At 46.2% G+C, this 23,438-nt stretch carries 21 protein-coding genes; 4 read left to right on the top strand and 17 right to left on the bottom strand.

Features of this window, described 5'->3' with window-relative positions:
- The 8 genes from ACZLMD_RS09165 to ACZLMD_RS09130 all read right to left on the bottom strand — a co-directional run bounded on the left by ACZLMD_RS09165 (nt 1) and on the right by ACZLMD_RS09130 (nt 6,659).
- Nucleotides 1-408 carry a DUF6483 family protein gene (locus tag ACZLMD_RS09165; RefSeq protein ID WP_482522533.1) on the bottom strand — a complete coding sequence of 136 codons (408 nt, stop codon included), beginning with the start codon at nt 406-408 and terminating at the stop codon, nt 1-3.
- Entirely contained in the window at nt 398-1,777 is a 1,380-nt protein-coding gene (locus tag ACZLMD_RS09160; RefSeq protein WP_482522534.1) for an AMP-binding protein, read from the bottom strand. The genes ACZLMD_RS09165 and ACZLMD_RS09160 overlap by 11 nt, the downstream gene beginning before the upstream one ends.
- A 115-nt stretch (nt 1,778-1,892) precedes the next feature.
- The gene (locus ACZLMD_RS09155) at nt 1,893-2,615 is read right to left on the bottom strand and encodes a hypothetical protein (protein ID WP_482522535.1); all 723 of its coding nucleotides are present in this window, start codon (nt 2,613-2,615) and stop codon (nt 1,893-1,895) included.
- Between the two features lie 280 nt (nt 2,616-2,895).
- Nucleotides 2,896-4,146: a hypothetical protein gene (locus ACZLMD_RS09150; RefSeq protein ID WP_489495586.1), complete on the bottom strand. Its 1,251-nt coding sequence runs from the start codon at nt 4,144-4,146 to the stop codon at nt 2,896-2,898.
- 22 nt (nt 4,147-4,168) lie between these two features.
- On the bottom strand, nt 4,169-5,353 hold the full coding sequence (locus tag ACZLMD_RS09145) for a phenylacetate--CoA ligase family protein (RefSeq protein WP_486818770.1): 1,185 nt from the start codon (nt 5,351-5,353) through the stop codon (nt 4,169-4,171).
- Nucleotides 5,354-5,384: 31 nt separating this feature from the next.
- Nucleotides 5,385-5,636, bottom strand: coding sequence for an acyl carrier protein (locus ACZLMD_RS09140; RefSeq protein ID WP_486818769.1), 252 nt, complete (start codon nt 5,634-5,636; stop codon nt 5,385-5,387).
- A gap of 301 nt (nt 5,637-5,937) precedes the next feature.
- Nucleotides 5,938-6,504: an accessory gene regulator ArgB-like protein gene (locus ACZLMD_RS09135; RefSeq protein ID WP_158577218.1), complete on the bottom strand. Its 567-nt coding sequence runs from the start codon at nt 6,502-6,504 to the stop codon at nt 5,938-5,940.
- The gene (locus ACZLMD_RS09130; RefSeq protein ID WP_482521642.1) at nt 6,504-6,659 is read right to left on the bottom strand and encodes a cyclic lactone autoinducer peptide; all 156 of its coding nucleotides are present in this window, start codon (nt 6,657-6,659) and stop codon (nt 6,504-6,506) included. The genes ACZLMD_RS09135 and ACZLMD_RS09130 overlap by 1 nt, the downstream gene beginning before the upstream one ends.
- A 292-nt stretch (nt 6,660-6,951) precedes the next feature.
- Here ACZLMD_RS09130 and ACZLMD_RS09125 point away from each other — a divergent pair, with 292 nt between their 5' ends.
- The 3 genes from ACZLMD_RS09125 to ACZLMD_RS09115 are packed head-to-tail and all read left to right on the top strand — an operon-like array spanning nt 6,952 to nt 9,391.
- Nucleotides 6,952-7,308, top strand: a complete 357-nt coding sequence (locus tag ACZLMD_RS09125) for a helix-turn-helix domain-containing protein (RefSeq protein WP_489495585.1) — start codon at nt 6,952-6,954, stop codon at nt 7,306-7,308.
- Between the two features lie 48 nt (nt 7,309-7,356).
- Nucleotides 7,357-8,055 carry a LytR/AlgR family response regulator transcription factor gene (locus ACZLMD_RS09120; RefSeq protein WP_489495594.1) on the top strand — a complete coding sequence of 233 codons (699 nt, stop codon included), beginning with the start codon at nt 7,357-7,359 and terminating at the stop codon, nt 8,053-8,055.
- A 4-nt stretch (nt 8,056-8,059) separates the two neighbouring features.
- Nucleotides 8,060-9,391 carry a sensor histidine kinase gene (locus tag ACZLMD_RS09115; RefSeq protein WP_486818767.1) on the top strand — a complete coding sequence of 444 codons (1,332 nt, stop codon included), beginning with the start codon at nt 8,060-8,062 and terminating at the stop codon, nt 9,389-9,391.
- Nucleotides 9,392-9,435: 44 nt separating this feature from the next.
- Here the strand turns inward: ACZLMD_RS09115 and ACZLMD_RS09110 are convergent, their stop codons facing one another.
- Nucleotides 9,436-10,548, bottom strand: coding sequence for a 4-hydroxybutyrate dehydrogenase (locus tag ACZLMD_RS09110; RefSeq protein ID WP_489495584.1), 1,113 nt, complete (start codon nt 10,546-10,548; stop codon nt 9,436-9,438).
- 20 nt (nt 10,549-10,568) lie between these two features.
- Nucleotides 10,569-11,924, bottom strand: a complete 1,356-nt coding sequence (locus tag ACZLMD_RS09105) for an aspartate aminotransferase family protein (protein ID WP_482521646.1) — start codon at nt 11,922-11,924, stop codon at nt 10,569-10,571.
- Nucleotides 11,925-12,162: 238 nt separating this feature from the next.
- Here ACZLMD_RS09105 and ACZLMD_RS09100 point away from each other — a divergent pair, with 238 nt between their 5' ends.
- Nucleotides 12,163-13,176 (top strand): PucR family transcriptional regulator, encoded by a 1,014-nt coding sequence (locus tag ACZLMD_RS09100; RefSeq protein ID WP_022306732.1) that lies wholly within the window; start codon nt 12,163-12,165, stop codon nt 13,174-13,176.
- Here the strand turns inward: ACZLMD_RS09100 and ACZLMD_RS09095 are convergent.
- From ACZLMD_RS09095 to ACZLMD_RS09065, 7 genes are all read right to left on the bottom strand, one after another.
- The gene (locus tag ACZLMD_RS09095) at nt 13,157-14,563 is read right to left on the bottom strand and encodes a S8 family peptidase (protein ID WP_484107684.1); all 1,407 of its coding nucleotides are present in this window, start codon (nt 14,561-14,563) and stop codon (nt 13,157-13,159) included. The genes ACZLMD_RS09100 and ACZLMD_RS09095 overlap by 20 nt on opposite strands.
- Before the next feature lie 126 nt (nt 14,564-14,689).
- Complete coding sequence (locus ACZLMD_RS09090; protein ID WP_489495583.1) at nt 14,690-17,455, bottom strand: transglutaminase-like domain-containing protein; 2,766 nt, start codon at nt 17,453-17,455, stop codon at nt 14,690-14,692.
- A gap of 39 nt (nt 17,456-17,494) precedes the next feature.
- The gene (locus ACZLMD_RS09085; protein ID WP_022306729.1) at nt 17,495-18,628 is read right to left on the bottom strand and encodes a DUF58 domain-containing protein; all 1,134 of its coding nucleotides are present in this window, start codon (nt 18,626-18,628) and stop codon (nt 17,495-17,497) included.
- A gap of 20 nt (nt 18,629-18,648) precedes the next feature.
- Nucleotides 18,649-19,596, bottom strand: coding sequence for an AAA family ATPase (locus tag ACZLMD_RS09080; RefSeq protein WP_489495593.1), 948 nt, complete (start codon nt 19,594-19,596; stop codon nt 18,649-18,651).
- A 38-nt stretch (nt 19,597-19,634) separates the two neighbouring features.
- The gene (locus ACZLMD_RS09075) at nt 19,635-19,961 is read right to left on the bottom strand and encodes a hypothetical protein (protein ID WP_118560882.1); all 327 of its coding nucleotides are present in this window, start codon (nt 19,959-19,961) and stop codon (nt 19,635-19,637) included.
- Between the two features lie 122 nt (nt 19,962-20,083).
- Nucleotides 20,084-21,511, bottom strand: coding sequence for an ATP-dependent Clp protease ATP-binding subunit ClpX (clpX, locus tag ACZLMD_RS09070; protein WP_484109148.1), 1,428 nt, complete (start codon nt 21,509-21,511; stop codon nt 20,084-20,086).
- A 27-nt stretch (nt 21,512-21,538) separates the two neighbouring features.
- A complete protein-coding gene (locus ACZLMD_RS09065) occupies nt 21,539-23,188 on the bottom strand; it encodes a D-alanyl-D-alanine carboxypeptidase family protein (RefSeq protein ID WP_489495582.1) in 1,650 nt (549 codons plus the stop codon).
- Nucleotides 23,189-23,438 lie beyond the last annotated feature (250 nt).

Below are 23,438 nucleotides of genomic sequence, written 5' to 3'. Positions count from 1 at the left end.
TCAGCGTGCTGCTATTGCCTCCTTTCCGAACCGAATTAGCAGGTCATGTATCCCTTCCTCAATTTCCTCCCGGCTATAATGATGCTTCTTTAAAAATATGTCTTCCTTCTCATTCATATATCCGTACACACTTAATCCGAAATCCAACAATGATATATTTTCTCGAACCGGAATGTCGTTACAATCAAATGACATATCCTCTATATATGCAAGCATTTCGTTTTCGGCTTCATTGATTTTCCCGCGATCAATGAGTCTCAGAAATTTTTGATATAATTCTTCCTGTGCTGCATTTTCTATAAAGCGGGGCTGCTTATATTTATCATTCCACATGCCAAAAACCAACACTCCCGTCAGCTTTAGCAACCCTGCGATTTCATTTTTTGATCCACTATTTTCATAAGTCATCTTCATACTCCTCTTCCATACCAAATTTCCCATAATCTATTTTCCCATTTTCACGATAATAGAAGCTTTTCACTATCTGCAATCGGTATTGCTTTCTGGTAAGTCCCAGCAATCTTAAATACGTCATAATCTCCTCTCTAACCGGTTCCGTTATATCCTCGATCAGATACATAATCAAATATTCTTTTGAACGTGTCTTAACGCACACCGTTTTTACTTTCCACCTGTTTTCTATTTCCTGTTCCAATTCATCCAAGCCAATGCGAACACCATTTATCTTGATAAATCTTTTTTTGCGTCCTGTAACATATAAGTACCCATCCTCATCCAACCATCCAATATCGCCAGTGTCTAATTCCTTTTTATCGCATTTATAACATATTGGAGACTTTTCCAAATCCTCCCTTTTATTGACATACCCCATAAACACATTGGGACCATAATAATAAATGTCCCCTTGCCCATCGTCGCTCGAATTATGAATCCAAAACCGACCGCCCGATATTGCTTTTCCTACACTTTTAATCTTGTCCGGATGTTGATCCAGATAAAAGGAACTCATTCTCGCTGTCGCTTCTGTCTGACCATACATAACTGCCAGATGCGTCAAAATGCCATTCCTCGTCCTGTCATTTACCCATTCCAAAAGAAACCGTTTTAGTTCCAAATTCATTGCTCCGCCTGCCTGCGTCAAAAGCCTCAAATGTCTCCATGGTCGTTCCAGCACCTTAAGCCGCCTGATAATCTCATATGTATAAGGCACGCCACAAAATGAGCTAACCTTCATTTCTTCCAAATAATTCCAATAGGACGCTTGAAAAATATTTCCCGGAGGCAGTAATATCTCTGCATCAGCTAATAAATGGCTGTTTACCACAGACAAACCATATACATATGATATAGGAAGCAGAAGCCCTGCCATATCATGATGATCTATCTCAAGCGACTGTATGATCGCCTCCGCATTTTTCCTTAGATTGTCATAAGATAATGCCACAACTTTTCCATTACCAACACTTCCTGATGTTGTTATAAGTAATGCCGTATTATCATCCAAATTGCTCCACACATCATTGTATCTTCTTTGATATCTCGTATATTGATGATATCCGGATACTCTTCGATAGTTTCTGCTTTTCAGTTCTCTCACTTGTTCTTCGTGTCGAAACCTGCCCGGGCATAAGAAAATTTCCTCTGGTGCAAAATTGTCAATCAAGTCAATAATATCTCTATCTCCTTTTTCTCTGCCAATCAAAAAGACAATATTTTTATGTACTAGGTGATAACAATACAACGATATTGCCTCTAGCGTGTTATCACAAATTAAAAATACCACATTTTTTTGAAGTACCTTTTGACTTTCATACATTCTGCTTATCTTCTCAAACGATGACCGTATTATACTTCTATTTATTCGTTGTCCATTCATATCTTCCTCATAATCACTATACTATTTACATTCTAATTTCTATAATCTCCCAAATTTATTTAATTAAAATGTTTTTATGAAATCCTTTTTTTAAATTATCCGTCACATTCTCTACTTCTATTTCATCCTCATTAACCACATTACTCTGCTTTCCTCCCACATTTGCAATTATGTTCTGTTTTTGAGTACATACAATACTAATCTCTTTATTTGCACATTTTAACAATATGTGGTCTTTTTCAACCTGCCCTTCCGAAATCCATATTTTATTATTTTGAAGTTTTCTCACATTGTACATAAGATGAATCCTATTACTGATTCGAAGATCATCCTTACTTATTTTCAGCACATTGATGCATAACGTTACCATGCCATAGCCCTGGGTCGAGACAACAATAATCTCATCTTCCCCATCACCGTCAAAATCTCCACCAAACACATCGCTCGTTATCTCCTCCAGTAAAAGCCCTTTTTTCCTATTAAAAATAATATATTGCTGATGCATATTGTCTTTTCCATTCCACGTCTTTATTCGATTTATTTGAAATCGCGTTTGAAGCCACACGGCATCGCTTACTTCACTGTTGACAGGATACACTTCGTATCTGTTCCATTCCGTCACTTCCGAGGAGATATCTTCTTTATCATTACTTTCATTTGTAAAATATTTCAAATGAATTCTACTGGAATCTATTTTTTTATCAATAGCTGATTTATAATATAAAAATATCAATCCTAAAATTGTCGCTACACAAATTACATATATGTTTTTTTTCATTTCATTTTCTCCACTCTTTTAACATACATATGCAATCAAAACAGTACTACTAGTATATGACACTGCAGATTGCGACCAATGATGACCATCATAACTTCTAGTTGTCCATATATTTAATTCCCACGGCTGGTATTTATGTACTAATTTGCACAAATAACTTCATTTGATTCTTCATTATAACTTGATGCATTTGTGAAGTACAAAAAACAATTACTCTCCAAAAACAGCATCAAGAGTAAAATTGACATAATTATTGACATGCTTTTTAAAATATTCTTTTTCATATTGTTATCTCCTTTAGTATCTCTAATTCTTTTTCTACTGAATTTATGACTTCATTAATAAAACTCTCTTTAACCTTTGGCACACTGTATATCTTTTTTCTCTGCACTTTTCTCATTTCCATTCCCGCTTCTCGCATGTACATGATCCGTATTTTATTAAATTGATTTACTACTATTTTGTAAGAAGCAATCTTTTCGCTCGTTATTTGTGACATAGAACCATTTTGTTCTATTTTTTTCAAACATCTGTATACATTTCTTTTATGTTCATATAATAAATGAAAGGTGCGATAATCGACTGTTCTCCCTTTTGTTTTCCCCTGTAGTTCCTCTATAATCCATTTATAAACATCTGATCCATAAATCTTAATTTCTTCATTTTGGAGATTCGGTTTCATAGGGTACACAAAGTCATGTATTTTATGCAATAAAAATGTTTCTGTTAATTGAAACCCTTCACATTCATGTATCTTCATTTTTACAACCGGATCACACCATTTCATTTTCAGATAGCCAGCCCCACTAAAATAAAATCGTCTGCCCTTTTCAAAAGCAAGAAGCATATCATCGTAACTAACTTGAAAGCTTCTCATCTGTTCCCTTTTTCCAAAACCGTAAACAAAGAAAACTTTTTGAGCATCATCGTACCCGTATACTAAATTTTCTCTTACCAAATGCAGCTTTTGAAATGATTCTTTCTCATTAAGATAAAATTCATCCAGATGAATCGAAACATACTCATCGGAATTTAAAATATTCTTAAGCAATTTGCAGATATCCCCCATCGGAATTTCCCGATATGATATACCTTTGATGTCCAAAAAACGCCAAAGCTCTTCATCAAAATCATAAAAATGCCAGAAAGATGGGTGATAATTCATGATAATATCTAAAAAGTATTGATCCAATTGATCACTTATCTTCTCATCTGCCTGCAATATTGCTAATTTTAAACTCAAAAATAAATATGTATCAGATATAACATCTGTTACAATCGGCAATTCTTTGCACGAAATATTTTCAGGCACATACCTCTTCAATGGAAATTTATCGTCTAAAAATTCATCCAATATTCCCCGTACAATCACATTCGCATCAAATTCCGAAGCACGCGTACGATCTCCTACCTCGACACATCCTTCTCCGGGAAATGTCAACCATCGATGTTTTCTTTTTGCATATTTGCAAAATCTTTTCCATTTCTTTTCATCCCAGATGATTTCGTCTATTTCAATACTGTATACCATAGCTCCTCCCTTTAGAATATTCTTATCCGACGTTTGACACAAAAACTTTACACTTTCCCGTCTCTTCCTCCGGCAATATATTCTTTTTATAAATCACATCACATGTACATTCTTTTCCAATTCGCACCTGTAAATCATGCTGCAGCTTTTCCGAAATCGTTCTTTTCAATTCTTCCGGACATTCCTCCCCCAATACGATTAAATATGTAAATCTGTCATAGTCCTCTTGCACTATCTTATATTGAATAATGCAGCCATCATATTGGTAATTGATATAATGAACACTTTGCATAAGTGCATATGCGTGGATCACACTGCCATCCGGACGTTTTACGACATCATTCTGCCTTCCCTCGTAAATTTCCAGCATATCACTACATCTTCCGCAACGGCATTGCACATGTCGCCGAATTTGCCCTCTGTCATCCAATTGATAACGAACAAAAGGCATGGCATAGTTATTTAATGATGTAACATATAATTTACAGCCCTCATTTTCCAAATATACATTATCCGACATAACATGCATATTTCCTTCCGGGCATTCATATGCAATAGAATTTACTTCTTTTGTTCCGTATTGATTGGCTGTCGCACAATGAAAAGTATTTTTAACCCGCTTTCGTACGGTCTCCGGTAAATACTCACCCGTAAATTCAATGTATTTTACCCCTTCCCATATTCCATATTGTTCTGCCATATCACACAACATTGCTGCAACACCCGGTTGCAAAATCATCCATTCCGGCTTGTATTGTTTAATATGTTGATAAGCTTCTATAAAAGTGCCGTCGAACAAACTTTTTCTTGATATCGCCAATACCCTGTCTGTTTCCATACACTCTTCATCATTAATATCCGCCGGGAAAAAAAAGCACAATTTCTGAGCAGGAGATACTTTATAATATTTCCATCTCAAAAACCATAACCCCATCATGGACTTTCTTTCATCGACCTTGTTCCAAAATATTTCATGTATCATTCCAGAACTTCCACTTGTTCTTGTCCATTTCAATTGCTTCGTTAAATATTGACCCATATATCGTGTTGATAGCATAGATCTTCCCGACTCAATCATCTGTTGCTTGTCTACAATAGGCAACTTCTCTATTTCTAAACATTCCTCTTCCTCTAATAACTCCTTATAAAACGGAACTGTTTCATATGCATGACGAATTAATTTATTAAGTGATTCCATATTTTTCATTATTATCCCCTGTTTTCCTCAACACATTTTATTATTGCTTTGCCTGAAGCAATAGTATTCCTTCTGCAATATCTCCTATCCTGTCAAACCTTTCAAGAAAATCCGGCAATTCCACAAAATCAACGCCAAACGTCTCTTCAATTTCATTCAAAAGTTCTACCAATGCAATAGAATCAAATTCCAAATCTCTGACAATGTCTGTAGATTCATTGATGGTTGTATCCTGCTTACCTGGCATTAATTCGATAATGATGTCTATTAGCTCTGTTTGTACTTTCTGCACGTTAATATCCTCCCATTAACATGTTTTTAATTTAAAAATTATATTAAACATTTAGTCCTCTTTAACCCTGCTGAATTATAATAAATTTGTATCTTTATAAATGATCTTTTAATTTTTCAAATTATGCCACTTTCCGAACCCCTCCCGGAAAGCGGCACCTGATATTTTACATACTCAAATGTGCTGTTGTTACTATGATTTTGCATCGTTAAAACCCTTCTACTCCACCCTGTAGATTACGGTTCATACAATCTGTGTAAGACACGCTTCCGATCCTCTGTGTATAATGCACGGCACGATATCATCGCATTATCTTCCGGATAATCACCGGCAGCTGCAGCACACCGGTCAATATCACTCCAAGCGCCACACAGGACGAATAACGGTTGTATCCCATTACATTCATAACGACAGAAACAAAACAGGCAGCAAGAACCAAAACGATCGTTGTGCGCTGATAACGCATCTTTTCCTGTTCCGTTAATCTCTTATTTTCATGGTCAATAGGACTGTTTATCGCAATACTTATTCCGCTGACGAGTAAGAATAACGGTATCAAACGGCTTCCTGAGAAATGGGACACGACATACAGACACCCTGCCAGAAGTCCGGTCGACATGATCATACAGATATACGCATGCTTTGCATGATACCCGCCGCCAAATTTCCGGATCACCATAAACGGCATGATGATCAGAAAGCCCTCCGGAAACATACCAATAATACCGCTGATGACCAGAAAGATCACCAACGGTACAGTAGAGATAATAAAACTATAAATTGCGTATTCGTACAATTCTTTATCGTCAGACGAAATGGCACGGTTGTGAATCAGCCAATCCGTTAATTCTGACAATAGACGATCCATTATTTTTCTCTCCGGAAACGTCCCAGCTCTTTTGGTGCCTTTGGCTGATAAGCCACGAAGCAGGCTGTAGAATTAGCCTCTGTACGCAAAACGTGAGTGAGTGTTCTGGCTGTAAGTTCAGCCGCCTTGCTTTCAACTTTCTTCTTAAGATTCATAGTTGTATACCTCCTTGTATAAAATTGAGTATGTAGAGATTTGTCCGAAATCTGCTCCGGACAATTAAATTTTACTACTTTTTCAAGAGCAAATCGATGGGGTTTGCACGAAACGACACAAAAACGCCATTTTTGGTCATTTTGGGGTGTTTTTGGCGATTTTGACCATGTCATACGGAACTGTTCTGCGAAATCGTTACCCGTTTTTCCAACTTTGACGGAATTATTCTGTGATACAGACTTTTTTTGCGGTCGAAGTTGTGATATACTGGAAAGAAGAGGAGGTATCCCCATGCAGGACATTCAACAGGAGACGATTGGACACCGCATCCGGCTCAGGCGCCGGGAACTGGGCTACAGCCAGCGAGAGATTGCCGGGCTGCTTGGCTTTTCCAAGAATCATTTTTCTTCCATTGAGAATGGGCGAACCGGACTAAGCCTTGATAAGTTCGTGGAACTATGCAGCATTCTTCGTGTGTTTCCCGATTATCTTTTACTGGGGGCATTGCATTCCGATCATATCCCTCAGAATATCATCGACAAGTTGCAGCTGTGCAGTGAGGAGGATGTGAAGCTGTTGGAGCAGATCGTTGAGCTGATGGTAACACGCAATCAATCTGCCTGGACCAGGGATCCGGACAATCCATAGGCTTCATATAATGTTTCATTTCGGACAGGAGGTGTTTTTTTGCGAATTGTGATCTGTGATGACGACAGGGAGCAGATTGAGCAGCTTACCCGTCAACTGAGACAGTTTTTCACCAGCTTGCACAGCAAGCTTCCGGATATTGTCAGCTTTGAAAGCGGAGAGGCACTTCTTGCCGATACCGGTTCTAAGGATATCGTATTTCTTGATATCGAGATGGCCGGACTAAACGGCATCTATGTTGGCAAGGCATTAAAGGAACAGAATAAAAACACCATTATATTTATCATCACTTCATATGTGGAATATCTCGATGATGCGATGCGTTTTCATGTGTTCCGTTATCTGACGAAGCCTCTGAATCCCCAGAGACTCTATGACAACCTGAAGGAAGCACTCCACCTGTACAACACCTTAAGTACCACGATCGCGATCGAGACAAAGGATGGGCTGTACACCTACAATGCGTATGAGATCATCTGTGTAGAGGCGCAGGCACGAAAAGTGATTCTATACACGCTGCAGCGCGAGTTGGAATCCATTAATAGTATTGATTATTGGGACGAAGCATTGTCCCTCCCCTGCTTTTTCCGCTGCCACCGGAGCTTTATCGTCAACATGAAATACATTGACCATTTTGATCACTCGCTGATCCATTTATGCAATGACCGGTACACGGCGTATCTGACCAGACGCAAATATTCCGAATTAAGGGAAAAGTATTTGCTTTATTTAGAAAGTACGAGGTAGAAGGATGTCGATTACTATTTGCTATGCGGTGATTTTTCTTTTGGAAGCCTGTATTCTGCTGCAATACTGCAGGAATCTTTTTACTGCCGGACGCAGTGCCGCATTTCGGCTCACCACACTGGCAGTCGGTTATTTTATCTTATTTCTGGGTTCTTTTCATGAGAATTTTACTTTGAATCTTCTGTTGTTTTTGATCGTCAATATGATCTTCTTGTGCATTGCTTATGAACTCAAACCATTGACAGCACTGTTTCATTCGCTGTTCATCACGATCACCATGGTGCTCAGTGAGCTTATCGTTATCAGTCTTCTCTCGTATTTTGCGCCAAGTTTTTACAATGAACGAACCTATTTCCGGAATCTGGTGATCCTATCCGTGATCAGCAAACTGATCTATTTTTTTGTGCTTCAGTTTTCTTCCTTCTATCTGCAGAAGAAATCCTCGGGCAGACTGATCTATGACAGGAGTTCTCTTTTTCTGAATCTGGTGCCGCTGATGTCATGCGTGATCGCCATCGTATTTACCGGCGTCTGCATGAATATCGGTCTGAGCTTTTATTTGGACGTACTGATCTCCGTATGCACACTTCTGCTGCTGGTCATGAATATTTTCCTTGCCTGGTATCAGACCATGGTTCAGGAAAAGAACCGGCAGTTTCTGGAGTTACAGCTTCTGCTGCAGAAGGAGCACGACACCACGCAGTATTTTCATTCCCTGTATGCGCAGGATGAGAAGCAGAAGATCCTGATCCATGACATCCGCAGGCATCTGCTGACGATCTCCAACCTCGCCAAGAATAAGGAGTACGATAAGATCACGGCATATATTGACCAGATCGTGCAGTCCTCGGATCTGCAGGAATCTGTCCGCTTCTGCGATAATAAGCTGTTAAATGCGATTCTTTACCGCGCAAAGCAGCAAGCCCGTAGCAGCGATACGACTCTGATCACCGATATCCGTTCCGGCTGTGCCGATCTTTTGTCCGAGCATGATATTACTGCGCTGTTTGGCAATCTTCTGGATAATGCGCTGGAGGCAACGCAGGACATTCCCCGCGCCTCCATTGAACTTGATATCCGGCATCATAATGCAAATATGATCGTGATCACACTGATCAACAGCTGCCGCAGCAATCCGTTCACGGCGAATAAGCAGTTGTTTACGACCAAGCCGAATAAACTCCGGCACGGCTATGGGTTGAAAAGCGTGCAGCGTGTTGTCGAGAAATATCATGGCGAATCGCAGTTTTATTTTGATTCCGATAATTTTACCTTCCACTCCATCATTATGTTGAAAAGTGATGTCCCTATAGCAGACGCAAAAATAGGGGGATAACCGGACCGTTTCTTCATCCGGTTATCCCCCATGACTTAACAATCTTAATACAGTTCGCGGTAGATCTTGATCATACGCTCCCTGTCCAGAGGTACAAAGTTGTTGGCAAGCAGGCGCTGCTGGTTTTCGATGACGGAATCCGTAAATTCCTCGATCTCCTCCTCACACATGCCATACTCATGCAACGGCTTCTTCTGGATCAGATGATTCAAAAGCTTCTCTAACTCCTCGTACACATTCTCTGTGGAGCAGCCCAGAATATCAGCAATGAAACGGTTGAGCGTTGCAATCTCGCCGTCCGTCCTGATCTCCATGTAGTTCTTCATGACTCCGGTAAACATCGCATAATTGGACTCTCCGTGAGGCACATGATACGTTGCCCCGAGCGGATAGCTCATGGCATGCACTGCGGCACAGCCGGCGTTGCCAAAGGCGATACCGGCATAGTTGCTCGCCATCAGAAACTGAGGCAGAAGCGGCTTTCTCGCCTCCGGGCCATGTGCGGCAATCTCTTTATAACCGTTTAAGATCATGTCGATCGCTTTGTAGCCAAACATGCGGGTTGTCTGGTTGCCCTTCGGGGACAGGCTGGACTCGACGGCGTGTACAAGTGCGTCAATGGAGCTTATGGCAAATACGCCGAACGGCAGACTTTCTAACAGCTCCGGTACAAGCACCGCACTGTCACCGTACATCTCGTCAACGGCAAGTCCCTTCTTGGTGCCGCGACTGTTGAGTGCAAGGATCGCAATGTTCGTTACCTCGCTTCCGGTTCCGCAGGTGGTTGGCACCAGCACAAGCTCTTTGTCCTTGACCGGAGGGATCTTTCCATCGTACAGATCCAGTACCGGTGAAACGTCCTTCAATGCAAACAGCTTGGAAATATCGATCACGGTACCGCCGCCCACAGCGATCACACGCTTGTGCGGTCCCTTAATATCCTTGTACATTGCCTCAACCATGTCGTCGGAGGGCTCACCCTGTCCGTATTTCTCCTGAAAGATCACGTCACATTTCAGATCCAGATCTCCGAAGAACGGCTTGTAAATATATTCGTTCGTCACCATCAGATCGCCTTCGCCGATCTGAAATTCCTCCGCAAATTCCCGCACCTTGTCAAAATGATAGATTTCCGGTTTTATCATTAATTCTTTCATATTCGATTTCGTTCCTTTCTCTATGCAGTCAGCTTCGCAATGGCAGCTTCCATAATATCAAGACCTGCTTCAAGCTGCTCATCGGTAATCACAAGCGGAGCAAGGAAACGGATGACATTTCCGTAGATTCCGGCGCTCTCAACGATCAGTCCGTTGGCAGCGCATTCCTGTACGAGATCCTTGACGAGTGCCGGGTTTGGCTCCTTGGATGCCTGATCCTTGACGAACTCCAGACCGATCATGGCACCAAGTCCACGGACATCACCGATCACACCGTATTTCTCCTTCATTGCCTCGTAGCGGGCTGTGACCTTCTTGCCGATCTCCATCGCACGTCCGGCGAGATCGTCCTTCTCCATGATCTCGATCGCCTTGAGCGCGGATGCACAGGAAACGGCATTACCACAGTAGGTTCCACCGATCGTACCTGCCGGAACTGCCTGCATGATCTCTTCTCTTGCCACAATGGCACTCAGCGGCATACCACCGGCAATGGACTTGGCTGTTGCCAGAATATCCGGTGCACAGCCTGCCTCTTTCCAGTATTCGGAAGCAAACATGCGGCCTGTTCTGCAGAAGCCTGCCTGTACTTCATCGGCTACGAGAAGGATTCCGTTGTCATCACAGATCTTACGCACTGCCTTGACCCACTCGATCGGTGCCGGGATGAAACCGCCCTCGCCCTGAAGCGGCTCTACGACGATTGCTGCGATCGTGTCTGCAGCACCGCACTCCTCAAAGACATCGTAAATGGAGCTGATGTAATAATCAATTGCCGCATCATCCGGCATTCCTGCCGGTTTCCGGTAGAGATATGGGAATCTCGCACGGAATACGCCGTGAGAAAGAGGTCCCATGCTTGTGGCATATGCTTTCTTGGAGGTCATCGTCATGGTCAGCTCGGTACGGCCATGGAAGGCACCGGAAAATACAATGATGTTCGGGCGCTTTGTGTAGCCTCTGGCGATCTTGACGGCATTTTCATCTGCCTCGGCACCGCTGTTGGCGAAGAAGGTACGCTTCTTACCGCCCTTGACCGGAACGATCTCATTGAGCTTTTCTGCCAGTGCAACGTAGCCCTCATGTGTCACAATGTTAAACATACCGTGGAAGAATCTCTCTGCCTGCTCCTTGACAGCTTCTACCATAGCCGGCTGGCTGTATCCGACATTCAGGACACCGACGCCTCCGACCCAGTCAAGGAAGTAGTTGCCATCCAGATCCTCGACCATGGCTCCCTCACCACGCTTGATCGCAACCGGATAAGCACAGCCGATGGCATCCGGAACTGCTGCATGTCTTCTGTCGATCAGGGCCTTTGACTTTGGTCCCGGTACACTCTCCGTAATAATCTTAGGTAACGCTTCTCTTAACATATCAGATTCCTCCTTGCATGTAATTTGCTTTTCTTTTGATATCAGAAATCTTAGCACAATATTTTGGCGTATTCTATGTGTTTTAGCATAATCATCCGGGAAGTTATTGTGCTGTCAGCACAATTCATGTATACTGATCCTTAGAAGCAGAAATTATCCGGAATCTCATGAAAATTTACAGGAATGTTATCTGAGCAGTCAAAATATCACGAATATTTACGGAAACGGAGGAAGCACTATGGCATTAACTTTAGAATATTTTTATCATCACACCCAGTCAAAGTATCAGCTCTGTCTGCTGACGCCGACCGCGAATCTGGACCGTCTGATCTCCTGGGTGCATCTCGTGGAGGACCGCAGCAACTGCAGCTTCCTGCGCGGCAATGAGCTGATCATCACGACCGGTATGGAGACCGCCAAGCCCGGCGAGCTTCTCCCTTTCGTGCAGCAGCTTGCCGATCAGCACGCCTGTGGGCTTGTCCTGAATATGGGACCGTATATCAGCTCTGTCCCGCAGGAGGTCAATGACTGGTGTCTTGCGCACCGTTTCCCGCTGTTTGCAATGCCGTGGGAGGTTCATATTGCGGATATCATGCAGGACTACTGCAACGAGATCATCTCGGAGAAGCGGACGCAGGATCTGCGTACAGAGGCGCTGGAGCATGCCCTGCATATGAATATTTCCGAAAAGGACATTCCCGTGCTGGAGGGCTTCCGCGGCTGCTTTCTGCTGGTGAGCGATCAGGAGCTTTCCTTTCCGTGGTACGCCCATGTGCGGATGGGAGAACTGTTTTATTATGCTTCTGTCACACTTCCGTCCGTTCCGAAGGAGGCGCACTGCGGGGTGAGTGAACCTGTTTCTTCGCCTTATTCCCTGCCGGTGCAGGCAAAGCATGCCGGACGTGCGCTGACGGTCAGCCGGATCCGTAGCGAATCCCTGACGCATTTTCGCAATATCGGTCTTTACAATACGGTACTTGCCATCGATGATCCGGAGGTGTTTGCGCAGGCAGAGAAGCTTCTGTCACCGCTGACGGATCCCGCGCTGCGCCAGACACTTCGAAGCTGGCTTGAGCATGACGGCAGCATCCAGGCGGTGGCACAGGAGCTGTTCATGCACCGCAATACCGTGAATTTCCGGATCAAACGGCTGCGCCGGATCTTTGCGCTGGACACGGCTCTCCAGAAAACAGAGCTTTTACTGGCGTTTTACATGGAGGATGTGCGCCGTATTATGGCTTCGGACGAATAGCCTCGAATGCCCCGTACAGATCAAGCGTGCCATACCCCCACTCTTCGTTTGGGAAGCGGCGTCCGTCCCGGTTTGCTCCGCGGATCAGGTATTTCTGTACGCCGACCGTGTCCATGTTGATGTCGTTGCCCTTGACGATCCCCCACTCCACCAGAAGAATGGCAGCTCCCGCTGTCACAGCTGCCGCAGCACTGGAACCGCTGCGGCTCACATAGCGCACCGGTCTGTCGGGATCCTCCGCCACATTGCCGGGCTCCGGCGCCGGACCGTAGATATTGATGCCGGGTGCCGCAATATCCGGTGCAATCTCCCCTCGCACATTAAAGCCCCTGCTTGCCTGCGCAGCCACACTCCGGTTCGCACCATCGTAGTAGGAAACGGTGATGATCTGCAAATTGTTAGACGGATCGCACAAGGTCGTATTGGGATCCGGGCGCAGAAAATAAGTCCCGTCATTAATAAATTCACGGATCGGCAGCCACATGTCAAACTGTGCCGGAATGTCCGTCTCATTGTACACACGGAACCGCCAGATCCCCTCCTCGGGACCAAAGAAGCGGAGACGGATGCATTCATCCCCACTCTCAAAGGAAACCAGCAGATAATCAATATAGACAACGGTCTTTTCCAACAGAAAACGGATCATCTGCCGTTCGCCGACACGGGCATAGATTCTGCCACTGAACTCCCCGCCGGGCGAGATCAAAGCCACGGAACAAAGTCCGGGTGCCTTGCACCAAAGCTCTGTTGTGAAGCCGGTCTCAGCAGGATCGACCCGAAGCTCCACCTCCGTCTCTCCCCGGGCGGCAAGCTGCTCCTGATGATAGTGGTGTGATTCGTTTCCCTCATTGCCGCCTGCTGCCACGACAACAAAGCCCCTCAGATCGCCATAGGACTGCGCAATCTGACCGAGTGCCCCTCCCCGGTAATGGCTTCCGAGACTTGTTCCCATGCCGATACACACGACCATCGGCTTTCTGCGCCGATAGGCAATCCTTGCCAGATAGCGGATTCCCAGCATAATATCATTTTCCATAAAGCACGGCACATCCGGGTCGATCCCGTAATAATCACGGATGTTTCTTTTGGCAGCTTTGCATTTCACAACGACAAGCTCCGCCAACGGAGCGATTCCCGAAAATTCCTGTGCCGCATCTTCGTTGCCGCATGCCACGCCCGCCATAAAGGTTCCATGTCCCTCGGTATCTCTGCTCGGTACGATATCGTAAGGATTTGCCGACTGCAGCGCGCGGTTGATGGCTTCTCTTCCGTATTCCGTGCCATAGGAAAGCTCCTCCGGCAGTCCGCCCTCCTGTCCCGAATTCGGGACATACGGAATGCTCTGATCCCAAATGGAATAGATCCTTGTCGTTCCATCAGCATTCAAAAAAGAGGGGATCGTGTAATCAATCCCCTCTGGTGTGCGATAAAACTTTATTTATATAATTGCTTCGCAATAGTGCAATCCATCATTTAATGGTAAATATCTTTTCGTATGTCCATACACTATTTATCACTTCCATGCACGAAGTCCGGCGTAGAATTTCCGCCCGGTTCCTGCCGATGCAAGTGCTGCCCGCTTCACGCCCCTGACAAAGCGGACACAGTCTCTGATCTCTTCCTTTGAACCGCACTCTCTGTCAAACCGCGCTCTCTCAAGCTGACGGAAATACCTCCCGGTCATGCCGCTCTCCACGCCCTTCGGATCAAGCCCGCTAAGAAGCGTAAGATATTCCTGATCAGTCATGTGCTCCGGCTTGCCAAAGCCACAGCAGCGAAGCATCTGTTCGAGCTGATGGTTCAACTCCAGAAGATATGCACCGCCTCCATGACATTTTCGCAGACGGTATCTTCTGCGCAGACGCTGGCTGTACCAGATCAGCCACAGAAGCAGTAAGACTGCCACCGTTCCTGTCACTGCAAGCAGGATTTTCTTCTGCTTCGGAGAAAGTGCTTTCCTGCCTGCATCTCTTCCGGCGGACGTACCGGAACTGCTTCCGTCTGAGGATGCGTCCATCTGATCGCTGCTTCCGCCATTCTGTCCGTCGGCATGCTCAGTCGCAGCCGGTTCCTCGGTGATCTCAGGTTCTTCCGTTTCAGAAGGATCCTGCGCTGCCTTTTCGCTGCTCTGCGGATCATTCTCAAGGAAGGTGTCATCGCCGTAATCCGGTTCCTCGGTCGGTGCGGTCTGGGTAAATCCGGATCCGTTGTTGTTGATCTGACCGGTCGCATCCTGTGCACTCGGCGTCATATCTGCCACGGTCCAGCCGCTGCTCAGACTGTAGACCTCCGTCCACGCATGTGCTTCCTGATCCAGCACCTTCGCCGTGTAGGTTCCATCCCCGTTGTCGACAAAGTCTGATGCCGGAACACGGTAACCGGACACATAGCGGGATGGGATTCCCATCGCGCGAAACAGCACAGCTCCTGCTGTCGCATAATGCTCACAGTAACCAAGCTTCTGCACGAAAAGGAAATTCTCCACATAATCGGTACCGACTTCCTTTGCCTTCAGTGTCTGACTGTACTTTGTATTTTCATTCAGATAGATTCGCAGCGATTTGATCGTCTGATCCGGAGATACGAAAATGGTTCTTCCGCTTCCTGTGGTCTTCGTGATCGGAACATAATTGACCAGAAGATCCTTTGCAAGCTGCTTCGTCTGTGTCAGACCACCCGGCAGCCACAGATCCTCACTTAACACATACTGGAAATACCTGCCGAGATTCGGATCCGATACGGCAACATAATACTTTCCGTCCTCTAACGACGGCATATCTTCCCCATCCGTGATCTGCTGCTTATTCGAGCCGAAATTGTCATCGTCTGTCTCATATATCGTAACGGATTCCTGATTTCCCAATTGTTCCGCAGCATAATACGGAACACATTCCTTCTGCAGAAGTCCCGCCGAGCTTGCCTGAAAACGAAGACCCATTCTTGTTTTCTGGGTAAGCACCTCGTATTCGCTGACGTCATCGCTGCGCCGGAAGCCCTTGTCGTAATCGAGCATCAGCGTTCCCATGGAGCTTTCATCCAGCTTGGAGAAATATGGAAAGTACGCAAACGTTGTCGGGTTGCCCTTCTCATATTTGATCTTCATATGCATGGCGTTCTTTTGCCCCATCGAATCCGGATCTGCCAGATATTCCTGATACGATACTGATCGGTTGTCCGAAGCAAGCTTTCTTGCCTGATATACGTTATAATCCTGCGTCAGAAGCTGATAGCAGGTCTCGGTTCCAAACAGACCGGATATTTTCTTTTTCTTGGAGTTGCTCCATCTGCCGTTTTCGTATCTTGTGCCGATAAAACCGCGCAGATAAATATCTTCCGTCGGTTTCTTGTCTACGGTCAGCGCAAGCACGGTCTCCCCGGTAAATTTCGGGGAAGTATTGGTAAGCACACCCGGCTGCTCAATGCCAAGAAGTGCCTGAATCTTCTGCACGGTCCGCACCCCAAAGTTCACAATCTGCTTTTCCATGGTGTGCTGCGTCTTAAGGAGCTTCTCCTCTCCCTGCAACGCCTGATCCTTCGTTGCTACCGACAGTCTGGCTCCTGCTCCAAACAGCACCAGAATACATACTAACATGATCGGATAGAATAAACGGTGACGCACAATGGAAACACTGATCTGGCGGAAATGTCTGGAACCGCCTACATGAAATTCATCGTAGCACATCTGTGTTCCCAGAATACCGGCGATCAGAAGGATCATTGCCGGTATGGTCGGCGCCTTTCCCCAGAGAAGACCACAGGCTACAAGAAGTGCCGCAGGCAGTGTCCCCCAGAACATGCCGTGACGGTGTGCATACACCCGTGACATAAACAGTCCGGCAAGAAGCTCCAGATCCAGAACGATCCATGTTCCAACGGCTCCGTGATACCGGTCCGCATACGGCTGAAATGCACCGGATACACCGTAATTATACTGTCTCTGACGATGCGCGACCGCATCCGTCAGTGTCGTCATATCTGCTTTGATGTGTCCCAGATATCGGACTGTCAAAATCCCCCATATTATTAGAGTAAAAAGCAGAAACAGATCCGCCACCGGATACTTCACAAACGGAATCTTATACCGGCTCTTTACCTTATGCTCCAGACGCCGGAGCGGTGCCGCTGCAAGCACGGTAAACCAGATCGACGCCACCGCAAGTGCAATGGCAAATTTATATAAGCTTCCTGCTTTCAGAAAGATGGAATACACACACAGATGCATTCCGAAAAGCTGCATGAAAAGACAGATTCCCTGCATAACGAACGGCTTTCTTTTCATGATATTCCCCCTTTATTTACAAGCGGCCTGTCCCCTCCGCTAAACAACTAATTCCTTCGCGCCAAGCTGCCTCTCGATATCGGAAACATCCCCGCTGTATCTTGCCTGTGTCTCGCCATTCAGCTTGAGCACCAGCTCTGTGTCAAGCTCCAATGTCGTAATACCCGGCATCTCATGATATTTCTGCCGATAAAGTTCAGTAAGCTCCTTCCGGCTGTGATACACCGGAAGCTGCCCCAGACGAAACAGCATTTCGTATATATTTTCCTCTTTCTCGATCCGGTATCTGCAGATATCATTTCTCTGACTGTCAAACCAGATGACATGATGACGGCATCCTTCTAACACCAGCGAATGGCTGATCGAAGCGATGATCTGCAGATAACTGTCGCGCTTTGTCTCATGCTTTCTGCCATGATGCCCCGCCGGCTGATACAGATCCAGATAGAAATCGACCGGACAGCCCAGCGGCAGTGACTGCTCGCGAACCATCATTTCGTCCGTCTTGGCTGTCAGCTTCCAGTGAATGCTGCGAAGCTTGTCTCCCGGCTGATAATCACGGATCTTGAACACCTCGGACGGATCATCTCCGCCGCGTTCTTTGGAATAATCCTCGCTCTCCCCCGCAAAATCACGGCTCTGACGGCTGACCATCACCGGAACCTCGCAGATTCTCGGCAAAACGAGCATCGTCTCCGGCTTCAGTGCCTTCCAGTACTTTGCAGAAAGCGGCACTGCGACAAGTCCGAGAAAATCATAGCACCAGACCTTCCCGATCTCCATATGGATATTGCCGACACAGCGGGCATGATATTCTGTCTTGATGACGGCTTCCTTTTTGCTGCCCGTCAGATGTGAATAGAACCAGGTTTTCTCTGTTTTCTGTCCCATCGGCAGCGTTCCTTTCACCTGCACCGCAATCCTTCCTCCGATTGGAAAGCTTCCGTTGCGCACCCGCAGTAATACCGGCACCTTCTGTCCCTGCTCTACCACAGGAATCGGCAGCTCCATTGTAAGTCTCAGACTGCGCATTGCCGGCAGGAGAGTAAGCATCAGAAAGAACGGCAGGGCAAGCTCCACATAAAACAACATCAGAAAACTGGTGCTTCCATAAAGCACCGCTGTATAAAATGTCAACGCGATCACGATCAAATATGTGATGAGTCTTTTCATGGAATCACACGCCTCTCCGATTATTTTCTGACCTTCGGTTTCTGAACGCTGGAAAGAATCTGCTCCAGCACGGTATCTGTGGATACATGTCCAACACGTGCCTTGGAATTTAATACGAGACGATGTGCCACCACAGCACTAAATACTTCGGTGACATCGTTTGGCACAACAAAGTCACGGTCTGACAGGAATGCAGCCGCCTTTGCCATCTTTGCAAGTGCGATGGTTCCTCGCGGACTCATACCAAGCTCCACAAGCGAATGCTCTCTGGTGGCTCTCGCAAGATCGACAATATAAGAATAGATCTCATCGTGCAGATAAATGTTCTCAACCTCTGCCCGGATCATGGTAAGCTCCTGTGCCGGAATAACTCCCTGTACATCGTCAAGCTGTATGCCGTTGCTTCTTCCTTTTGCGATCGCAATCTCGTTCTCGGCATCCGGATATCCCATGGTCATACAGATCATGAAACGGTCAAGCTGTGACTCCGGCAGAAGCTGGGTTCCGACGCTTCCGACCGGATTCTCCGTCGCAATCACCACAAACGGCTCCGGAACACGTCTTGTCACACCGTCCACTGTGACATTGCCTTCCTCCATAACCTCAAGCAGAGCCGACTGTGTTTTCGGTGAGGTACGGTTAATCTCATCTGCCAGAAACAGGTTACACATGATCGCACCCGGCTGATATACAAAGGCTCCCTGTGCCTTTTCATACATGGAAAATCCGAGGATGTCCGCCGGGAGTACATCCGGCGTGAACTGCATACGGTGACTGTCCATCTCCATAGCTCCCGCAAATGCCATCGCAAGTGTTGTTTTACCGACACCCGGTATATCGTCGATCAGGATATGACCGCCTGCAAGGATCGCCGCCATCGCGAGACGGACACACTCATCCTTACCGATCACTACCTTTTTGACCTCGTTCATTACTGCACATGCTTCCTGATAATATCTTTCATTCATTTTGTTTAACACCAAACCTTTCCCCATTGCTCTGTTTATCAAACTCCATCCCCCGTATCAACAATCCCGAACATTACACCCTGTCCGAAAAGCTCTAACTGCGACTGTCTCCTGACTCTCGCCGCCCCTGTCTCCTCTAACGTCTGTGTTGAACTCAGAAGACCAAAGCATCGTGGTATCACAAGCTCTGCATTTCTGCGGCTCTCATCGACCGCACTGCCCTCCAGATAAACAACGGCAAACCGGAAATCTGCCAGTTGGTAACAGTCCGTCTGATACTGCTCCGACACCAGCTCCGACCAGCTGCCGTACTCCACGATATAATCTTCATATTCTTCGGAATATATTTTGTCCTGACAATCCACAACAGTGCTCCTTATACTAAGATGCTGCGTGAAAGCAAAGGGTCCGAAAAAGCTGTGCTTTTTCTCACTCGCAGGCGCATTCACATAGCGGCCGCCTTCACGCATATAGATAATATATGCACTTAATCGTTGCGCTGTGTCAGAAGCGTTGCCTCACCGCTTTCCCTCATCTCAATCTTCGGCGAACCGTGATTTTCGATGTAGTCCTTTGTGATCGTTACACGACCGATCATATCATCCTTCGGGATCTCATACATAATATCCAGCATGAAATCCTCGATGATCGCACGCAGTGCTCTCGCACCTGTCTTTTTCTCGGCTGCCTTTTTGGCAACTGCCTGAATGGCATCCGCATCAAACTGCAGATCGACCTCATCGAGCAGCAAAAGCTTCTGATACTGCTTTAAGATCGCATTCTTCGGCTCTGTCATAACGCGGGCGAGCATCTCCTCTGTCATTGCCTGCAGTGAAAAGATAACCGGCAGACGTCCGAGAAACTCCGGAATCATACCAAACTCCCGCAGATCCTCCACGGTGACCTTGGATAAAATATTCTCATCCTTATCATAGGCATCGGAAAGCTCCGCCTGAAAGCCGATGGATGCCTGACGGGTAAGACGCTTCTTGATGATCTTGTCCAGCTCCGGAAATGCCCCGCCACAGATAAATAAGATATTTCTTGTATCGATCGTTGTCATCGGCACCATGGCGTTTTTATTCGTGGCACCAACCGGTACCTCAACCTCGCTGCCCTCCAGAAGCTTTAACATGCCCTGCTGTACGGACTCGCCGCTGACATCACGGCTGTTGGTATTGCGCTTCTTGGCGATCTTATCAATCTCATCGATAAAGATAATGCCGTGTTCTGCTTTCTCGACATCATTGTCCGCAGCGGCAAGCAGCTTGGAAAGCACGCTCTCGACATCGTCACCGATGTAGCCTGCCTCTGTAAGACTTGTGGCATCCGTGATCGCAAGCGGTACCTGCAGGATCTTCGCCAGCGTCTTGACCAGATAGGTCTTACCACAGCCGGTCGGACCCACCATGAGAATGTTGGATTTCTCAATCTCGATCTCATCCATCGTGTCCGTCAGAACACGCTTGTAATGATTGTACACCGCCACGGACATTACCTTTTTGGCATAGTCCTGACCGATGACATATTCATCCAGATGCTTCTTAATGACATGTGGTGCCGGAAGGTGGTGGATATCAACGATCCCCTTCGTTTCTTCCGGCTTCTCTGTCTTCTCCTCCGCCTTCGGCTCTTCATGCTTTTTCTTTTTGAGTTTCTGATTGTTCGGAATCTCCTCGAACATGTTCTGATTGCCGTTAAACATGTCCATATACGGCGGCATGCCGCTCATCATTCCCGGAAAGCCACTCATGCTTCCCATGGAATCAAAGGTCTTCTGCATGCAGTCCGGGCAAATGCAGATATTGTTCGGAATATGGATCATCTTTCCTGCCTTGCTCTCGGGACGTCTGCACAGATAGCAGATTTCCTCGTAATCGGAGTTGTCTGTCGTGGTATTGTTATCTTCTGCCATTTTGTAACCATGCCTTTCTATTTTCTATCAAAAGTCATAAAAGCTCTTTCCAAAGCTTTCTTTTGTTTTCTTGCGGTTTTTCTTCATTTTCCTGGTACTCAGGCTGCTTCCGCTGTCTGACATGCTGCTTCTTGACGTTCTGCGGCTGCTTGTAAAATCTGCCCCGCGGCGATGACGTCCCTTACGCTTGCTTGCTGAGAAGGACTTGCGGCTGTTCAGGGACATTGCCCCGTAGGAGCGTCTCGTTCTGATACGGCTTCTGCGCTTTCTGCGGGAGTTCATCCGGTAATTTACCACCAGAAGAACAATGAGTAAAAGGATCAGTCCTGCAACGATCACCAGGATCACTCTGTCCTTAAAAAAGGACACCATATTGTAAAAGCTGTACTTGATTCCGGACAACTTTGTCAGGATCACGGCATGCTTTTTGTTGGTTTTGATCTGTTTGATCTCGGAATCAACGATCTGTCTGGATGCCTCGTCCAGATGGGAGGCTGATTTGGAGCTGTCGTAAATAATATCAGTGGAGCCGACCATGCGCCCATCGTAGGTATATTTCACGGTTCCGATGACATTTTCGCCGTCTTGGATCTTAACGGAATCATCGTATTTGATCTGCTGCTTTGCTTTCTTTATGCCCACGCCCTTCGGAAGGACAACAGCTGATTCTGCAGACAGACGAAGCGGTGACTGCTCCGCATTAAAATAGCTGTCAAAGGTATTAAAAAGGTTCTCATTCACATCGCTGTTCTCACCGTTGACTTCATGTTTGGAGAACTTTTCAAAGGCAAAGTCAAGAATCCTTGTCGTGTCTGTATATTCATTCGGCTCACCCTGCTTCGGACTGTTGCCCTTCATGATAACGGAGACAACCTGCATGCCGTCCTTCTCCGCGAAGGTAACGAGCGTCGAGTGCGCCATGGATGTATATCCGGTCTTACCGCCGATCACGTAATCCTTCTCGTAACGGCTGCTTGTCTCATATCCGTTGATCATCTGATGATGGTTGAGAAGCTGTCCGCCAAGGATCTCGCCGGCTTTACGCTTGTTGGTCGACTTGACCTGATAGGTTCTGGTGCCACAGATCTTCTGGAAGGATGGATTCTTCCACGCCTCTCTGGCAATGCATGCCATATCGTATGCGGATGTATAGTGATCGTCGTTGTGAAGACCATTCGGATTCATAAAATGCGTGTCCTTGAGCCCAAGCTGCGCCACGCGCTCATTCATCATGTCCACAAAAGCACTGACGCTGCCCGCCACATGATCGGCTGCCACAAGACACATCTCGTTGGCAGACTGCAGCATAATACCGTACAATACCTGCTCGATCGTAAACTTCTCGCCCGGCACGCAGTACATGGAGGAGCTTCCGGTCTCAATGCCGTGCGCCTCTGCCTCGGTAAACGTGACAACGTCACTCGGCGAACTGTTCTCCAGCGTCAGCAGCGATGTCATGATCTTGGTGATACTCGCCGGATAATGCTTCTGGTGCACGTTCTTGGAATAAAGCACGGTTCCCGTGGAGAGCTCCATCACGATCGCCGATGCACAGCTTAAGCTTTTCTTGTCCGGTCCCTTCGGCCACTTGGACGCCGCCTGTGCGGTCTGGCTGCATATACTTCCTACCATAAGAATCCCCGCCATCACAGCAGCGATAAACCTTTTCTTTTTCATATGACTAATCCTCATTTCAATCTATAAAACTGCGTTATCTGCACAACTACACATTCTATACAAGTATAATATTATTTGCATAAAAAGGCAAATCATGCTATACTTGACAGCGAGCTTGTGTTCTCGTAGTTAAATGGATATAACGGCCCCCTCCTAAGAGAAAGCCGAGGCATTCCCCAAAGGGAAAAAATGAAAAACAACTTTCAGTTCGAATCTATTCTGAAAAATGCTAAGGGTGACAACAAAGCAT

This window comes from Jutongia sp. (assembly GCF_057878315.1).
The sequence above is the reverse complement of the archived record's forward strand: the minus strand, read 5'-3'. Positions and strand labels throughout refer to the sequence as shown.

Coding starts and splice junctions, on each gene's coding strand:
- ACZLMD_RS09165 (WP_482522533.1), bottom strand. CDS start 408: ATGACTTATGAAAATAGTGGATCAAAAAATGAAATCGCAGGGTTGCTA.
- ACZLMD_RS09160 (WP_482522534.1), bottom strand. CDS start 1,777: ATGTATGAAAGTCAAAAGGTACTTCAAAAAAATGTGGTATTTTTAATT.
- ACZLMD_RS09155 (WP_482522535.1), bottom strand. CDS start 2,615: ATGAAAAAAAACATATATGTAATTTGTGTAGCGACAATTTTAGGATTG.
- ACZLMD_RS09150 (WP_489495586.1), bottom strand. CDS start 4,146: ATGGTATACAGTATTGAAATAGACGAAATCATCTGGGATGAAAAGAAA.
- ACZLMD_RS09145 (WP_486818770.1), bottom strand. CDS start 5,353: ATGAAAAATATGGAATCACTTAATAAATTAATTCGTCATGCATATGAA.
- ACZLMD_RS09135 (WP_158577218.1), bottom strand. CDS start 6,504: ATGGATCGTCTATTGTCAGAATTAACGGATTGGCTGATTCACAACCGT.
- ACZLMD_RS09130 (WP_482521642.1), bottom strand. CDS start 6,659: ATGAATCTTAAGAAGAAAGTTGAAAGCAAGGCGGCTGAACTTACAGCC.
- ACZLMD_RS09125 (WP_489495585.1), top strand. CDS start 6,952: ATGCAGGACATTCAACAGGAGACGATTGGACACCGCATCCGGCTCAGG.
- ACZLMD_RS09115 (WP_486818767.1), top strand. CDS start 8,060: ATGTCGATTACTATTTGCTATGCGGTGATTTTTCTTTTGGAAGCCTGT.
- ACZLMD_RS09110 (WP_489495584.1), bottom strand. CDS start 10,548: ATGAAAGAATTAATGATAAAACCGGAAATCTATCATTTTGACAAGGTG.
- ACZLMD_RS09105 (WP_482521646.1), bottom strand. CDS start 11,924: ATGTTAAGAGAAGCGTTACCTAAGATTATTACGGAGAGTGTACCGGGA.
- ACZLMD_RS09100 (WP_022306732.1), top strand. CDS start 12,163: ATGGCATTAACTTTAGAATATTTTTATCATCACACCCAGTCAAAGTAT.
- ACZLMD_RS09090 (WP_489495583.1), bottom strand. CDS start 17,455: ATGAAAAGAAAGCCGTTCGTTATGCAGGGAATCTGTCTTTTCATGCAG.
- ACZLMD_RS09085 (WP_022306729.1), bottom strand. CDS start 18,628: ATGAAAAGACTCATCACATATTTGATCGTGATCGCGTTGACATTTTAT.
- ACZLMD_RS09080 (WP_489495593.1), bottom strand. CDS start 19,596: ATGAATGAAAGATATTATCAGGAAGCATGTGCAGTAATGAACGAGGTC.
- clpX (WP_484109148.1), bottom strand. CDS start 21,511: ATGGCAGAAGATAACAATACCACGACAGACAACTCCGATTACGAGGAA.
- ACZLMD_RS09065 (WP_489495582.1), bottom strand. CDS start 23,188: ATGAAAAAGAAAAGGTTTATCGCTGCTGTGATGGCGGGGATTCTTATG.